This window comes from Archangium violaceum Cb vi76 (genome assembly GCF_000733295.1).
GTDB lineage: Bacteria > Myxococcota > Myxococcia > Myxococcales > Myxococcaceae > Archangium > Archangium violaceum.
Genome location: NZ_JPMI01000135.1, coordinates 1 through 15,100 on the forward strand (window position 1 = coordinate 1; position 15,100 = coordinate 15,100).

Annotated in this window: 13 protein-coding genes; 10 read left to right on the plus strand and 3 right to left on the minus strand. The window is 70.4% G+C overall.

Annotation, left to right across the window (positions count from 1 at the left end; genetic code table 11):
- The 4 genes from Q664_RS19960 to Q664_RS19975 all read left to right on the plus strand — a co-directional run.
- On the plus strand, nt 1-512 hold a 512-nt coding region (locus Q664_RS19960), incomplete at its 5' end, for a Kelch repeat-containing protein (RefSeq protein WP_043397827.1).
- A 118-nt stretch (nt 513-630) separates the two neighbouring features.
- On the plus strand, nt 631-1,647 hold the full coding sequence (locus tag Q664_RS19965) for an Rpn family recombination-promoting nuclease/putative transposase (protein ID WP_043397830.1): 1,017 nt from the start codon (nt 631-633) through the stop codon (nt 1,645-1,647).
- 75 nt (nt 1,648-1,722) lie between these two features.
- Entirely contained in the window at nt 1,723-3,840 is a 2,118-nt protein-coding gene (locus Q664_RS19970) for a two-component system sensor histidine kinase NtrB (protein WP_043397887.1), read from the plus strand.
- The gene (locus tag Q664_RS19975) at nt 3,830-5,200 is read left to right on the plus strand and encodes a sigma-54-dependent transcriptional regulator (RefSeq protein WP_043397833.1); all 1,371 of its coding nucleotides are present in this window, start codon (nt 3,830-3,832) and stop codon (nt 5,198-5,200) included. Before Q664_RS19970 ends, Q664_RS19975 begins: the two co-directional genes overlap by 11 nt.
- 33 nt (nt 5,201-5,233) lie before the next feature.
- Here Q664_RS19975 and Q664_RS19980 read toward each other — a convergent pair whose 3' ends face one another.
- Both Q664_RS19980 and Q664_RS19985 read right to left on the minus strand, forming a co-directional pair.
- Nucleotides 5,234-6,604 (minus strand): di-heme oxidoreductase family protein, encoded by a 1,371-nt coding sequence (locus tag Q664_RS19980; protein ID WP_043397835.1) that lies wholly within the window; start codon nt 6,602-6,604, stop codon nt 5,234-5,236.
- A gap of 97 nt (nt 6,605-6,701) precedes the next feature.
- A complete protein-coding gene (locus tag Q664_RS19985) occupies nt 6,702-7,529 on the minus strand; it encodes a hypothetical protein (protein ID WP_043397838.1) in 828 nt (275 codons plus the stop codon).
- A 426-nt stretch (nt 7,530-7,955) separates the two neighbouring features.
- Here Q664_RS19985 and Q664_RS19990 point away from each other — a divergent pair, with 426 nt between their 5' ends.
- The gene (locus tag Q664_RS19990) at nt 7,956-9,305 is read left to right on the plus strand and encodes an FG-GAP repeat domain-containing protein (protein WP_043397842.1); all 1,350 of its coding nucleotides are present in this window, start codon (nt 7,956-7,958) and stop codon (nt 9,303-9,305) included.
- A 45-nt stretch (nt 9,306-9,350) separates the two neighbouring features.
- Here Q664_RS19990 and Q664_RS19995 read toward each other — a convergent pair whose 3' ends face one another.
- Nucleotides 9,351-11,099 carry a hypothetical protein gene (locus Q664_RS19995; RefSeq protein ID WP_152622219.1) on the minus strand — a complete coding sequence of 583 codons (1,749 nt, stop codon included), beginning with the start codon at nt 11,097-11,099 and terminating at the stop codon, nt 9,351-9,353.
- Between the two features lie 30 nt (nt 11,100-11,129).
- Between Q664_RS19995 and Q664_RS59200 the strand changes: the two genes are divergently transcribed.
- The 5 genes from Q664_RS59200 (at nt 11,130) to Q664_RS20015 (ending at nt 14,981) form a co-directional block, all read left to right on the plus strand.
- Nucleotides 11,130-11,270: a hypothetical protein gene (locus Q664_RS59200; RefSeq protein WP_160174454.1), complete on the plus strand. Its 141-nt coding sequence runs from the start codon at nt 11,130-11,132 to the stop codon at nt 11,268-11,270.
- Between the two features lie 80 nt (nt 11,271-11,350).
- A complete protein-coding gene (locus tag Q664_RS20000) occupies nt 11,351-13,072 on the plus strand; it encodes a right-handed parallel beta-helix repeat-containing protein (protein ID WP_152622220.1) in 1,722 nt (573 codons plus the stop codon).
- A 176-nt stretch (nt 13,073-13,248) separates the two neighbouring features.
- Nucleotides 13,249-13,677, plus strand: coding sequence for a hypothetical protein (locus tag Q664_RS20005; protein WP_063934723.1), 429 nt, complete (start codon nt 13,249-13,251; stop codon nt 13,675-13,677).
- Complete coding sequence (locus Q664_RS20010) at nt 13,664-14,194, plus strand: DUF6232 family protein (protein WP_152622221.1); 531 nt, start codon at nt 13,664-13,666, stop codon at nt 14,192-14,194. The genes Q664_RS20005 and Q664_RS20010 overlap by 14 nt, the downstream gene beginning before the upstream one ends.
- Nucleotides 14,195-14,249: 55 nt before the next feature.
- Nucleotides 14,250-14,981, plus strand: a complete 732-nt coding sequence (locus tag Q664_RS20015) for a M90 family metallopeptidase (protein ID WP_043397849.1) — start codon at nt 14,250-14,252, stop codon at nt 14,979-14,981.
- Nucleotides 14,982-15,100 lie beyond the last annotated feature (119 nt).

Below are 15,100 nucleotides of genomic sequence, written 5' to 3' on the forward strand. Positions count from 1 at the left end.
TCTCGCGCAGCCCCCATACGGCGACGCTGCTGCCTTCCGGCAAGGTCCTGGTGGTGGGCGGCGCCAGCACTGCCGAGTTGTACGACCCGGCCACCGGCACCTGGTCCCCCGCTGGCAACATGGCCGCGTCCCGTATGTTTCACACGGCGACGCTGCTGCCTTCCGGCAAGGTCCTGGTGGCTGGCAGCTACGGTATCGACAACAGCGCCGAGCTGTACGACCCGGCCACCAACACCTGGTCGCCCACTGGCAGCATGGCCGTGCCCCGTAGCTTCCACACGGCGACCGTGCTGCCTTCCGGCAAGGTCCTGATGACAGGGGGGTTCGAGGGCAGCTATGCCCCCGACACGACCATGGAGGAATACGACCCGGCCACCGGCACCTGGGCCTGGGTGGGGACCATGATCTCCTCGCGCGCGGGCCACACGGCGACCCTGCTGCCCTCCGGACAGGTCCTGCTCACAGGGGGGGAGTCCCACTCCACCGCCCAGGCCGAGCTGCTCGGCCTGTAAGCGCCCGCTCACCAAAGAGGGCCGCAGAAGGTGTCAGAGGATTTGTAAGGCCTCCGGAGGATGACCCCGCCGGAGGTCGTGCGTCCCTGGCCCGCCGCATGCTTGAGCGAGGCTGGCCATGTCTGGACCGCATGACCTCTTCGCTCGCTACACCTTCGGCCATCCCGAGCGGGCCGCCGCTGAACTGCGCGCCGTGTTGCCCGCGCATGTCGTCTCCGAAGTGGACTGGTCGTCCCTGCGGCGAGAGCCTGTCAGCGTGGTGGACCCGGAGCTGCGCGAGACCGAGAGCGATCTGCTCTTCACCGCGCGCCTGCACACGGGGCACTCGTTGCTGTTGTACGTGCTGCTCGAGCACCAGTCGTCGGTGGATTCGTGGATGGCGCTGCGCATGCTGCGTTACGTGGTGCGGCAGGTGGAGCGTTGGAGACAGGAGCACCCGGAGAGCGCACTGCTGCCCGTCATCATCCCGCTCGTCATGTACCACGGGGCGGATGGGGTCTGGATGGCGCCGCGCCGGGTGGAGGACCTCTTCGAGCTACCCGGGGAGCAGTGGAGGGCGCTGGTACCGCGCTTCGAGTACCTGCTCGATGACCTGACGGCCGAGCGGGAAGAGGCGCTGCGAGCGCGCTCGGGTCCGCCGCTGGCCCGGGTGGCATGGCTGGTGTTGCGCTACGCACGTACCGGGGAGCTGGCGCACCGTCTACCGGATTGGACGGTACTCTTCGCGCAGGTGCAGGCGGCTCCCGAGGGAGCCGAGCAACTGGTAGCGGTCATCCGTTACATACTGTGGGTGGAGAAGGACGTGGCCGTCCACGCAGCGGCGAGGCGAGTGTTACATTCGGTGCTGGATGAGCAACGAGCGGAGGAGCTGATGGGAACCTGGGCCGAGGACATGATGGAGCGGGGAGTCCAGAAGGGCCTGGTCATGGGTCGGCAAGAGGGCCGACAAGAGGGCCGGGCGGAGGGGCTGAGCGGGGCCCTCGTGCGGATTCTCACCTCGCGCGGCGTGCACGTCGATGAGGCGGCTCGACAGCGCATCCTCACCTGTACGGACATGGCCACCCTGGAGCGCTGGTTCGATCGCGCCCTGAACGCCACCACGCTCTCCGACGTGCTGGACGACCGCGCCTGGTAGACGTGCCCACTTCGGGCGATGGACAGGCAAGACCCGCCCCGCCGGCTCTGGGCTACACTGGCCTCCCCCGCTCCCATGAACCGCAAGGCCCTCGCCTCCGTGCTCCTGCTGTGCATCGCGCTCGTCAGCGTGGTGCTGGGCGTGGTGCACCTCATCCGCCGCGACCGCGCCGCGCTGGTGGACCAGTTCGCCTCGGACCGCAAGGCCCAGGTGGAGGCCGCCGCCCGCGAGGTGGCCGATGCGCTCGATGACGCCGCCGATGACCTCCGTTTCGCCGGCGAGCTGCTCTCCCGGCCCGGCACCATCGCCGAGCACCGGCGCGAGCTGCTCGCCCTGCTCGAGGTGGTGGGCCAGTACAAGGCCATCGTCGTCCTGGACTCGCAGGGGGAGCAGCGCTTCGCCATCATGGACCGGCGTGCCGGTCCCGCCGTCACCCGTGGCGCCGTGGGCACCGTCCTCACCGAGACGGCCCGCGAGGCACTCGCCCGGACTCCCGGAGACATCCTCACCTCGCCGCCCGTGGCCGCGGCGCCCGGCGGTTGGTTCCGCGTCTTCGCCACCGCCTACGCCCCCGCCGAGGATGGGCCCGGGGGCTCGGTCGCCGTGCTGGTGGACACCGAGCCCTCCTTCGCCGCCCTGAAGCTCATCGCTCCCCAGCCGGGGGCGAAGCTGCTGCTCATCGGCGCGCACGGCGTGCCCACCCCGTCGAGTGACCCCGTGCTCATGGACTGGCACAAGCGGCTGGCCGCCGAGGCCAGCTCCATTCCCGCCTACTCGGAGCTGCTGGCGCACATGCGCGCGGGCGAGCGCGGCACCGTGCGCATCCCCGAGAACGAGGCCGCGCTGCTGGGCCTGGGCTCGGACGATGTCATCGCCGCCTATACGGACATCCGCATGCGCGGCGGCGCCCACTGGTCCGTGGCCACCTTCTCCTCCACCCGGGAGCTGCGCGCCCACGAGCGGGGCGTCATCCTCCGCGTGGCGCTCGGCGCCCTGCTGGTGACCTTCTTCCTCTCCGTCTTCGGCGCCTACGTCTTCGTCGCCTCGCGCCGCGCCGTCGCGCTCCAGGAGAGCCGCCGCCACGCGGACCGGCTGGCCCACCTGCACGAGAAGACGCAGAAGATCCTCGACAACATCCCCACCGGCGTCCTCGCGCTCTCCGCGACCGGCCGCATCACCGCCGTCAACCAGGCCCTGCGCGAGCGGTTGCCTCCCACCGCCGTGGGCGCCTTGCTCTCCGAGGCCTTCCCCCATGCGCCCGCCGCCGTGGTGGACCGGCTCTCCTCGCTGGTGGAGGCGGCCTGCTCCGCCGAGCGCGTCCTCAGCCTCCACGGCGAGCCGCTGCCCCTCTTCGGCGAGGAGGGCCAGTACCGCATCCAGGCCGTGCCCCTGGAGCGCCTGGACCCCGAGGTGCGGGTGCTGCTCGTGGTGGAGGACCTGAGCAACGTGCACGCGCTCGAGTCCCAGCTGCTGCGCGCGGAGAAGCTGGCCACGGTGGGCATCCTCGCCGCGGGCATCGCGCACGAGATTGGTACCCCGCTCGGCGTGGTGCGCGGCCGGGCCGAGTACGTGCAGGGCAAGCTGGGCCCGCAGCATCCGCAGGCCGCGGGCATGCAGGTCATCATCGACCAGATCGACCGGGTGAGCCGCACCATCCGCCAGCTGCTGGACTTCTCGCGGGTGCAGCCGGCGCTGGTGAAGGGCGTGGCGCTGGAGCCGCTGCTGCGGGGCGCGCAGGAGCTGCTCCACGGCGAGGCCGAGCGGCGCAAGGTGAAGCTGGAGGTGGAGGTGCCCGAGGGGTTGCCTTCCCTGTCGGCGGACCCGGACCAGTTGCAGCAGGTGGTGCTCAACCTGGCGCTCAACGCGTGTGACGCGTGCGAGCCGGGAGGCTCGGTGCGCATCGCCGCGCACGTGGAGGCGCCGGTCGAGCCAGGGGCGTGGAGTGGGGTGCGGATGACGGTGCGCGACGACGGGCGCGGCATTCCGCCGGAGAGCCTCAACCGCGTCTTCGATCCCTTCTTCACCACGAAGAAGCGCGGCCAGGGCACGGGCCTGGGCCTGACGATGGTGGCGCAAATCGTCCGCAACCACGGGGGCCGCATCGAACTGGAGAGCGAGCCCGGGCAGGGCACGTGCGTGACGCTGTGGTGGCCGGCCACGCCCCTGCCGAGCGAGGAGCGACATGCCGTCTGAGGGACGAGTGCTGGTGGTGGATGACCACGTGGAGATGGCGCGGCTGCTGGCCGACCACCTCACGGACGCGGGCTACACGGTGGATGTGGCCACCAGCGGGCAGGAGGCGCTTGCGGTGGTGAACGGGCGCGTGTTGGACGCGGTGGTGTGCGACCTGCGCATGGAGACCGTGGACGGCTTCGACGTGCTGGCCGGGGTGCGCAAGGTGGACCCCACGCTGCCGGTGCTCATCATGACGGCCTTCGGCGGGGTGGAGAACGCGGTGGAGGCCATGCGGCGCGGTGCCACGCACTACTTCACCAAGCCCTTCCGCCTGGACGAGGTGCTGCTGTACGTGCAGCGCGCCATCGCCGAGCGGAGGCTGCGCGAGGAGAACCGGGCGTTGCGCCAGGCGGTGTCGGACCGCTCGGCCTATGGGGCGCTGGTGGGCCGCAGCGCGCCCATGCGCACGCTGTACGAGCTCATCGAGCGCGTGGCGCACTCGCACGCGCCGGTGCTGGTGCGCGGCGAGAGCGGCACCGGCAAGGAGTTGGTGGCCCGCGCGCTGCACTTCGAGGGCCCGCGCAAGGAGGGCCCCTTCGTGGCGGTCAACTGCACGGCCATTCCCAACGCGCTGCTGGAGAGCGAGCTGTTCGGCCACGTGAAGGGCAGCTTCACCGGGGCCACCACGCCGCGCCGGGGCCTCTTCCTGGAGGCGGATGGCGGCACGCTCTTCCTCGACGAGATTGGCGACATGGCGCCCGAGCTCCAGGCCAAGCTGCTGCGCGTGCTGGAGGACGGCGAGGTGCGCGCGGTGGGCGCGGATGCCTCGCGCAAGGTGGACGTGCGCGTGGTGGCCGCCACGCACCAGGAGCTGGAGACGCGCGTGCGCGAGGGCCGCTTCCGGCAGGACCTCTTCTACCGCCTCAACGTGGTGCCGCTGCAGGTGCCGCCCCTGCGCGAGCGGCGCGAGGACATTCCCCTGCTGGTGGAGCACTTCGTCGCCGTGTCCCGCGGGCGCAACCCCCGCGCGCGCCTGGCCGGCTTCACTCCCGAGGCCCTCGCCGCGCTCGCCGCCGCGCCATGGCCCGGCAACGTGCGCGAGTTGGAGAACCTCGTGGAGCGGCTCGCCGTGGTGACGGTGCAGGAGACGGTGGACCTGCCCACGCTCCAGCTCCACGCGCCCGGGGTGGCGGCGGACTCCCATCCGCTGTCACGTGCCCAGGGCCGGCTCATCCCCCTGCGACAGCTCGAGGGCGAGTACATCGCCTATGTCGTCGCGCAGTGCGGCGGCAACAAGACGAAGGCCGCGGAGATCCTCGGCATCGACGTCTCCACCATCCACCGCCGCGAGCGCGAGCGGGGCGGAAGCGGCACGTAGTGGATGTCCCCTCTCCCTCTGGGAGAGGGAGCCTCAGAGCGAGCGGAGGAAGGCCACGAGCGCTTCCCGATCGGCGCGCTCCAGCCGCTTGAAGCGCTCGCGCGAGGCCTCCGCCTCTCCCCCGTGCCAGAGGATGGCCTCCTCGAAGCCGCGGGCCCGTCCGTCATGGAGCAGCCGGAGCTGATGGTTGACGGTCTCCAGCAATCCCAGCCCCCACAACGGAGGCGTCCGCCACTCGGAGCCCGTGGCTTCCGCGTCCGGACGCCCATCCGCCAGCTCCTTCCCCATGTCGTGGAGCAGCAGATCCGTATAGGGACGGATCGTCTGTCCGGACAGCTCCGGGATGTCGGCCACCTCCCCGGTCTTGAATTCGGGGTGGTGGCACGAGGCGCAGCCGGTTTGCTGGAAGAGCTCCTGGCCCCGGCGCACGGTGGGCGCGCTCCAATCCCGGCGCGCGGGCACCGCGAGCAGCCGGATGTACATCGTGGTCTTCTCGAGATGCTCGGCCGTGAGCGCGGGCTCCTGGGCGCGGGTCATCGCGCGGCAGGCCTCCTGCTTCGGCGTGCAGGTGGGCTCGGGGTAGAGCGCGGAGGTGAGGCCGAGGTCCTCCGCGTAGGCCTTCGCTATCTGCTGCTCCAGGGTGGGCTGGCTCGCCTTCCACCCGAACCGTCCGAGGACGGTCTGGCCCGTGCGCACGTGGGTGACGCGGTTGGGCCGTCCCGAGATGCCATTCCCATCGGTGTCGTCGGGATCAGCCCGGGCGAGCAGCTCCGCCTCCGGGATGGCCTCGAGCAGCCCCAGGCCGAAGACGGTGGCGGGAATTCGGGGGGACCATTGGGTCTTCGGCGCGAACGGTCCATAGCCCAGGGGGGCGAACTGGTACTGGGGCCGCCGCAAGGTGTACGCCGTCGCGTCGGCATAGCGGCCCTTCACGGGGACGTACTTCACCTGGACGGTCCCTTCCGCGGGAACCCCGGGCGTCCCCCGGTCGTTGAACTGCCCGCCATAGACGGGCTCGGGCGCGCCTCCAGGAGCATCCTTCGTGTGGACGCTCAGCCGCATGAGGAGCGGGGCCTCGGGCCCGAGCGCGTCATACGGACGATCCCTGCCATCCTTGAAGTGGCACGAGTTGCACGCCTGGGCATTGGTGAGGGGGGCGGCCAGGGCGTGCGGTGGAGCGCTCCAATCCCTGACGAACAACCGCTTGCCCTCGTGCAACGTCTTCCAGCGCGCGGGCTCCATGTTGCCGAGCGCCCGGCCAAAGGCATTGAGGGTGGTGTCGAAGACCGTCGTGGAGCCCCCCGACAGCTCCTCTCCCGAGGGGGGAGTGGGAGGCGGCGCGCTCGGCGCTTCTTGGGGACCCGCGGCCAGGACGACGGTCAGGCACCACCAGGCTTTCATCATGGGGAGGTGACTCGGCTGGGGAGGGAGGCGTGTTGCGAGGATACACGGAGCGGAAGAGGGGAGTCAGGGCCCCTGCTTCCGCTCCGGGACGACGGGGTTACTCGCCGCGGACGACGGTCTGGTTTCCGAGGTACGCCGTGCCGCCCGAGGTCTGCAGCAGGATCTGCTCGAAGCCCACGTAGGGGTAGCTGCCCGCGCCACGAACCTCCTCGAGCAGCACGATCCGGTCGGCCTCCACGGTGGTGCCGTCCGTGAGGACCACGGGGGTGCTCGGCTGATTGTCGAGGGTCCACTCGCACGCGCCGATGTTCATGACCCGGTCACTCTTGAACTCGACGGCGTGCTCGCACTCGACATCACAGTAGGCGCAGGAGCTGAATCCGAAGCGCTTGCACTCGTCGATGCAGGCCAGGACCGACTGCCGGAATCCGCGGCACGTGGGCTGTGCGCCGTTCTGCCGGGCCTGGGTCACGACGCCGGTATGGCCGCTCGGGACTCCCATGACCTCTCCCTGAAGCTCGCCCTGGAGATAGGCCCGGACCGTATAGGTGGTGTCCGCTCCCGAGCCCGTGAAGGTGGCGGAGATCTCACGGGTGTCTCCCACCTTCCTGGCGGTGGCGGTGCTGATCTTGTCGCCATCCGACACGGCCGTGAACGTGGTCCGCTGGGAGTCGGCCGTGGAAGGGGCCACGAACGAGGCGGTCCACTTCGTCGCCTGTCCGAGGGAGATGGCGGCACCGTCCTTGCCCTCGTCTCCGAGGTTGTGGAGCTCGATCCTGGAATCATCGATTTGATTCAGCTGGGCCTCGCCGATGGCGCAGACGTTCAGCCCGTCCGCCTCCACGCACTGCTGCGCCTGGCTCTGTGCGAAGGGGAGCGCCAGGGCCACCAGGGCAACCCAGCACGAGCTCTTGAAGCGATGCATGGACATCTCCTTGTCGTGACCAGGAAGGTGGGGGGGGGCCTGGCCCGTTCCGGGTTGGCTACAACTTCGGTGCCAGGGCCGTGATGCGCCCGGAGCCGGGAAGGGTTGTTGCCCTGGAAGCAACGGCTTGGAGTGCGCATGTTGCTCCGCTGGCGATAAACGAAGACACCGCGCACGTGGAGGGCCCGGCTCGTCCAGATGCCCTGCGCTTCATTGACGCACCCGGTGTGTGACGGCGGAGACCCCTCCGCTGTCACGCGCCCGGGACTGGCGCAATGCGATGGCAACAAGACGAGGGCAGCGGAAATCTCAGGCCTCGATGTCCTCACCCTCCGTCTCGGAGAGCGAGAATGGAGCGGAAACGGCGCGGCGCGCGTGCGAGGTGTCTACACTGCGGACCTCACTTCTTCCGGAGGTTCACGCCTCGTGTCCACGCCACGTTCTTCCATCCTCGCCTTCTTCGTCTGCGCGTTGAGTGCGGTGCTCGTGTTCTCTCCCGGCTGTGAGCCGGACCGGCAGTTGCCTCCGGTGGGAGAGCCCCTTCCGCCCGGTGGTGGAACCGGCGGCCAGGACGGTGGTGGAAACTCGGATGGAGGGGTTCTGGTCGTGCGCGGCGATGGCGGCAGCTTCGCGGCGAAACCCCCGTGCCCCAGCGGCTCCGCGTGCACGGGCGCCTGCCCGGATGGCGGAGTCATCTGCGCGGGCAACTGCGGCTTCCTGACCCCGGTGCAATACGCCTACGCGGGAGACCCCAAGGCCATCGTGCTCGGAGATGTGGACAAGGACGGTGACAACGACCTCGTCACGGCGAACAACGACGGCAAGTCGGTGGCTGTGATGCTCAACCTCCGCAATGGCAACATCCAGACGCCCAGCCTGTGGACGGCCCGCCGGGAGCCCTCGGCCCTGGCGCTCGCGGACTTCAACGAGGATGGCTCGTTGGACATGATCGTGGCCAACAACACCGGGGACACCTCGATCGAAGTGTTCCGGGGCAAGGGCAACGGTGACTTCCAGGCGCCCATCGTCAGCGGCGCCATCGGCCTGGATCTCAACGACCTGGTGGTGGACAAGTTCGTCGGAAACGCGTGGAGCCTCGCCCTGTTGCGCGGGGGAGATCAGAAGCTGTCCGTGTTCCCGCTGAAGAGCGACGGCACCCTGCAGACGCCGGCGGACGACTATGAGTCGTCCTCCGGGGCCTATGCGATGGTGGCCGCGGACTTCAACGGGGATGGCAGGAAGGACCTGGCCGTCACCCATGAGTCCGCGTGCGGCACGTCGTCGGCCACCCCGTGCCAGTCCGTGGGCGTGCTGCTGGGCAAGAGTGATGGCACCTTCCAGCCCCCGGTCTACACGTCCACGGGCGGCTCGCCGCGGGGCCTCGTGGCGGCGCAGCTCGACACGGATACGTCGATGGACCTGATCGTCGCCGACGCGAGCCGCAACCAGGTGCTCGTGCTGCGGGGCCAGGGCAATGGCCGCTTCTACGAGCCGGTGGCCTATTCCACGGTGAAGGCGCCGTCGCGGGTGGTGCTGGCGGACGTGAACCGGGACTTCTTGCAGGACATCCTGGTGACGAGCGCCACGGGCAACCAGGTGGGTCTGTTGCTGGGCCAGTCGGGAGGCTCCTTCTCGTCGCATGTGGCGCTCCTCGCGTGGCCCCAGGACGTGGGACTCCAGGGACTGAGCGCGTCGGACTTCGACGGCGACAACTTCGTGGACCTGGCCGTCCTCACCCGCAACGGCATCCAGATGTTGTGGGGCATCTGCCGGTAGACACCCGGGAAGGGGCCGGCATGTCCGGTGCTGGCCCCTTCGGAGTCAGAGCGCGAGGCGCTCGCCCACGGGCGGCGGGGTGAAGGGCCGCAATGCGCCGTCCTTCCAGCGGATGAACACGAGGGAGGGCGCCTCGAGCGGCGTGTCGAAGGTGAAGCCGAGCCGCGTGGGTCCCTTGCCGTTGTCCTCCAGCACCGTCACCGTCATGCCCTGGAGCTTCACCTGGTCTCCCTTGCGCAGCGGGTGGCTCGGGCCGCGGAACACGGACTCGAACTCGCTGGTGAGGAACTCGTTCCGGGTGAGCGCGAGCTCCAGGGAGTCCTTCCCCGAGCGGGTGAGCTCGTGTGGCTCCGGTGAGATGGACAGCGTCCACCAGGCGCCCGGCTTCGGCATGCCGCGGGTGGCCATCATCATCGGGAGGTACATGGAGAGCATCGGCACCGGTGCCGGGAAGACGACCAGGCGCTGCTGGGGGAGCCGCGAGTAGTCCAGCTCGCGCTCCAGGAGGAGGAGGCTCGGCTCCATCTGGGAGGCGCCCTGCTGGAAGGCGGCGGTCATCAGCGGCCAGAGCAGGGGCGCCAGCACCAGGTGCATGAGCGCGAGCACGGCGGCCACGGCCGCCACGCCCCGGGGACGCCAGCCACGCGCCCGCGAGCGCCACGCCGTCACGAGCACCACCGCCACGGCCACCGAGCCGCCCAGGCCCGGCAGGAGCAGCAGCCGGTTGGAGGGGAAGGTGGCGGCCACGGGCAGCAGGGACAGCGCCGCGCCGAGGAAGAGCCAGCGGCAGTGCCGGCGCTCGTCCTCGGAGAGCGAGGGCCACGCGGCGCGCACCAGCAGGGCCATGCCCCCGAGTCCGAGCAGTCCCAGGACCACCAGCGTGGGACGGAGCTGCTGGCCGATCACCCAGAGATCCGCGGGCACCTGGAGCAGCAGCCCGCCGAGCAGCACCGGTATCCGCGCCAGCGCCCCGACGAGGAACCGTCCGGGCTCGCCCACCGGGTCCATATAGGAGCCGGAGCCGTAGGCGCCGTAGCCGTGCAGCTTGTACACCACCAGGTAGACGAGCCCGAGCAGCGCCGCCGGGGCGATGGCCCGCAGCCGCTCCTCCGGGCTTCCCTTGTCCCCGAGCAGCTCGTAGGCCAGCACGTACGCGAAGAGGCCGAGGGCGCTCTCTCCGCCCATGAGGCCCACGGCGAGCCCGGCCAGCGACAGGGGCAGGCCCCAGGGCCGGCGGGACTCGCGCCACTCCAGGTGCATCCACAGGCCGAAGAGCGCGGGCACGGCGGCCACCAGCGCGTTGCGGTTGGCGATCCACCCCGCGAGCATGAAGTGCGCGCCGTTGATGGCGAAGAGGAACAGCGCGAGCGCTCCGATGGCACCCGGCAGCAGGCGCCGCAGCAGCGCGCCGTAGAGCGCCACGATGCCCAGGTACCAGGCCAGCGAGTGGAGGTGGTAGCCCACGGCATTGCGGCCGAAGAGCGTGTGGTCCATCACCGCGAGCGCGCTCGACAGGGGCCGCCAGAAGGTCAGCTTCAGCTCGGGCAGCGTCCACCAGGGGTAGGGGCCCACGTCCATCAGCGGCCGGGTGCTGGCGGGGTCTCCATTCGCGAAGCGGAACAGGTCCCAGGGGCTCGCCGGAGAGGGGAAGCCCTCGAGGATGAGCAGGTGGATGAAGTCGTCGCTGATGAAGCCGAGCCAGGCGGTGGGCAGGGTGAGCACCAGCGCGGCGAGCAGCGAGATCCAGAGGATGCGCGGGAAGGCGAACCACCGGCCCCGGGAGGGAGTGTCCATGGTCCCCATCTAGCCCACTCCGTCAGCTTCGTGGCGCTCGCCACGTTGCTCACCTTCTATGGCGACATCCACAGCACGGAGGACTGCGTGTCCGTGCTGGCCGCGAGACGGCTCCTGGACAGGGGAATCGACCCCATCGGGCGTTCAGAGCTGGTCACTCGTCCCCGCTGAAACGGCGGGCGAATTCGAGCGGCGAGGGCTTGGCGCTATGGTGAGGCTCATTCCGTCTCTGGAATGGGAGTCCTGTGCGCATGAGCCGAGTGGATGTGAGACACCTGTCACTGCTCGTCGTGGGACTGGCGCTGGGCGGCACGGGCTGCGACGAGCATGGCGCTCCGCTCGTCACCTATGACCCGCCCGCCCCGCCCGCGGTGCCTCCCTCCATCGAGGGGACCTCCGCGGCTCCCGCCTCCGTGGGTCCCGGAGAGGTGTTGAGCCTGGGCGTCACCGCCACGGTGTCTCGCGGGACACTGTCCTACGCGTGGACCACGACCGCGGGCACCGTGGGCACCCGGGTGGGTGGCTCCGGTGGCGGCGAGGCCCTCTGGACGTCCCCGTCCTGTCTGCCCGCGGAGGTGACGCCGTCGGTGACGGTGACGGTCACCAGCGAGGCCGGGCTGAGTGCCTCCCACACCTTCCCCATCTCCTGGACGGGTCCCGCCTGCACGCGGGCTCCGTGTTCCTTCTCGCTCGAGGAGGGGCGGCTCGCGCTGGCGGCCGACTGCACCACGGACTCCACGCTGTTCGTTCCGGACGGCTACGGCTTCGATGGCGCGGACCACACCGTCACGGCCGTGGATCCTCCGGGAGGCGCCTTCACGGGGGCCGTCATCCGCAACCGGGGAGGCACGGCGCGCGTGCACGACGTGACCGTCACCGCGAGCGGGTTGAAGGACGATTGCCAGACGGGGGCCGCGGGGCTCCGGGGCATCCTGCTGGAGGGGGCCTCGGGCGAAGTGGTGGACAGCGTGGTGAGCGGCCTCAACAAGGGGGCCACGAGCGGCTGTCAGGAGGGCTTCGGCATCGAGGTGCGCAACGACGACGCGAGCCGCGGACCCTTCCGGGTGGACGTGCTGCGCAACCGCGTCTCGGCCTTCCAGAAGGTGGGCATCCTGGCCACGGGCGCCGTGGAGGTGACCCTCGCGGACAACACCGTGGAGGGTGGGGGGCCCGTGGACCACCTCGCGCGCAATGGCATCCAGGTGGCCAACGGGGCCAGGGCGCGGGTGACGGGCAACAGGGTCTCCGGCAATGCCTATACCCGTGCCGATGCCAACAGCACGGGCATCCTGGTCCGGCGGGACACGGGCGCGCCCCTGGTGACGGGGCTCGTCGTCGAGGGCAACACCCTCACCGACAACGACATCGGCATCTACCTCTTCCAGGACGCGGGCGACCCACCGGATGCGTCGGCGCGCGCGCGGATAGCCAACAACGTGCTCCAGCACGGGGCGGTGTCCAATCCGTATCAAGCCGCCATCGTGGACTACTACGCGACGGGGAGCCTCATCACCTCGAATGACATCTCCGGGGCGGGGTACGATCCGGCCACGGTGCCCGATGGCACCTTCGACGTCGCCGTGTACACCTTCCATCCGGCGTCCAAGCTCGCGTTCCTCACGTCCGCGTATGACGTCGCGGCCGGCGCCTGCTCGGGCAGGGTCACCGTGCAGAGCCAGGACAAGGACGGCAACCTCGTCCCCTCGGAGGGGACATTCTCCCTGACGGCCTTGGGGCCCGCGGCGTCCGGCGTCACCTTCCACGCGGAGCCGGACTGCTCCGGCGGCCCCATCACCGAGGTGGACCTCTCGAAGGGGCACGCGGAGGCGGCCTTCTATTTCAAGTCCTCGCAGTCCGGCGCGGTGACGGTGGAGGTCTCCGGCGCGGACCTGACCACGGCCTCCCAGGTGCAGGCCATCCACTTACAATTGCAACCCGCGTTCACCCACGCCCTGAGTGGCCCTGGCGAATGATCCTCCCCGTGGCCACCCTCCAGAGGCCCTTCGCGCCGGGTGGCTGAAAGCGCGGGCGTGGCAATCCGCCAGGGGCCTCTTGCACGGTGCCATGTTGCGCCGCGGTGCGTCGGGCCCCTCCCGAGGGAGGGGATACAGGCATGTGACTTGCTGGTGGGAGAGGGAGAGGAGCCGCCATGCGTCACCCCTTGCCATGCTGCGTCATCCTCGCACCGGACGCGGACGAGTCGCTGCGCTCGCTGTTGAGCGACGTGCTGGGCGACATGGGCATTTCCCTGCGTCCCGGAGGCGGAGGGGCGCGGCCGGACGTGGTGCTCGCGCTGGTGCAGCGAGAGGACAGCATGTCGCGGGTGCTCGGGGCGGCCGGGAATGAGGCGGGCGCGGCGCCTGTCTTCGCGCTGCTGCCCTTCGAGGACGAGCGGTTGCGGCAACTGGCGGTGAGCCTGGGCGCGCGGGGTTGCTACGCGCTGGGGACGCCCCTGGAGTTCCTCAAGGAACTGTTGCGGGACGTGGTGGGGGGGCTGCCACGTCCGCGCGGTCCGGAGCGCCTGGCGGCCGCTTCGGGGATGAGTGGTGAACGCGGGAGGCAGGATGATGGAGCGTGAGTCCTGGCTGGGGTCGCGGCGCAACCCGAAGTCGGTGCTGAGGTTGGTTCCCTCCCTTCCACCGGAGCCACTCACTCCCTCGGGGGAGCGGGTGCTGGTGGCGGCGGAGGGCATCCGGCTCACCAGCGAGCGCCTGGAGGTCACGGGCGGCTCGTGGCGGCTGGAGGAACTGAGGGGCTTCCGCACGCGGCACGAGGCTCCGGGCCTCAAGCTCCCGCTGCTGGTGGGCGCGGCGGCGGCGCTGGTGGTGCCCTCGCTGATGTTGCAGCCGAGCTCGTTCCGGGTGACGGCCGCGCTGGTGGTGGCCACGGTGCTCGTCTTCGCCTCCATCGTCCGGCTGGTGGTGGCGGCGGACACCTACTGGCTGACGGTGCGCACCGCGGACGGCGAGCGCCAGGTGCTGCGCTGCCAGGATCATCAGCTCTTCGCCCGGCTGGTGGAGGCCCTCGGCGAGGTGCTCGAGCAGCCCGAGCTCCGGCCTCCGCCCTCCGTGCGCCGGCTCGCGCTGGTGCGCTGAGAACGCCCTCTCCCCCTGGGAGAGGGCGGGGGTGAGGGTCTACCATCTCCGCCCCATGCCCGGCCTCTTGCGTACCCTGCGGCGCCGCCACCTGCTGCGCCGCCCGTTCCCCGCCGAGTGGTTCAGCCACCTGGAGCGGCGCGTCCCCTTCTTCCACGAGCTGCCCGGCGAGCTGCGCCCGCGCTTCCTGGAGCTGCTCAAGCTCTTCGCCTGGGAGAAGGAGTTCATCGGGGCCGGCGGCTTCACCCTCACCGACGAGGTGCGCGTGGTGGTGTCGGCCACGGCGGTGCGCCTGGTGGTGCACCTGGACTTCTCCTATTACGACCGGTTGCGCGAGGTCATCGTCTACCCGGACGCCTTCCGGATTCCGGACCGCACGGGCGTGGTGCTCGGCGAGGCGAAGAACTGGGGCACCGTCATCCTCTCGTGGCAGTCGGTGCTGGCGGGGCTGGCGGACCCGAGGGATGGGCACTCCACGGCCACGCACGAGTTCGCCCACGTGCTGGACCGGGAGGACGGTGCCTTCGATGGCACGCCGCAACTGCGCCAGTACTCGCACTACCGGGCCTGGGCCTCGGTGATGGGCGAGCACTTCCACAAGTTGCGCCAGGGCCGGCCCGCCGAGAGTCAGGTGCTCGACGAGTACGGAGGCCTGAACGAGGCCGAGTTCTTCGCCGTGGCCACCGAGTCCTTCTTCGAGAAGCCCCGGCAGATGCGCGAGAAGACGCCGGAGCTTTACGCGGAGTTGAAGCGCTTCTACGGGTGGGATCCCGCACCGGGAACGTAGGAGCTCCAACGGGCGGACGGGCCGCTCGGGCCGCTGCTCGCCGCGGGACCATGCGGGTATGGCAGCGGACAGCGGAAGCGCGTCGGGACGTCCACGGGGAACGGTGGGGGTTGCCGATG

Bases quoted from the DNA above. Each gene is read 5' to 3' on its own strand.
- Q664_RS19965 (WP_043397830.1), top strand. From the start codon at position 631: ATGTCTGGACCGCATGACCTCTTCGCTCGCTACACCTTCGGCCATCCC.
- Q664_RS20005 (WP_063934723.1), top strand. From the start codon at position 13,249: ATGCGTCACCCCTTGCCATGCTGCGTCATCCTCGCACCGGACGCGGAC.
- Q664_RS19975 (WP_043397833.1), top strand. From the start codon at position 3,830: ATGCCGTCTGAGGGACGAGTGCTGGTGGTGGATGACCACGTGGAGATG.
- Q664_RS19980 (WP_043397835.1), bottom strand. From the start codon at position 6,604: ATGATGAAAGCCTGGTGGTGCCTGACCGTCGTCCTGGCCGCGGGTCCC.
- Q664_RS19985 (WP_043397838.1), bottom strand. From the start codon at position 7,529: ATGCATCGCTTCAAGAGCTCGTGCTGGGTTGCCCTGGTGGCCCTGGCG.
- Q664_RS19970 (WP_043397887.1), top strand. From the start codon at position 1,723: ATGAACCGCAAGGCCCTCGCCTCCGTGCTCCTGCTGTGCATCGCGCTC.
- Q664_RS19995 (WP_152622219.1), bottom strand. From the start codon at position 11,099: ATGGACACTCCCTCCCGGGGCCGGTGGTTCGCCTTCCCGCGCATCCTC.
- Q664_RS20015 (WP_043397849.1), top strand. From the start codon at position 14,250: ATGCCCGGCCTCTTGCGTACCCTGCGGCGCCGCCACCTGCTGCGCCGC.
- Q664_RS20010 (WP_152622221.1), top strand. From the start codon at position 13,664: ATGATGGAGCGTGAGTCCTGGCTGGGGTCGCGGCGCAACCCGAAGTCG.
- Q664_RS20000 (WP_152622220.1), top strand. From the start codon at position 11,351: ATGAGCCGAGTGGATGTGAGACACCTGTCACTGCTCGTCGTGGGACTG.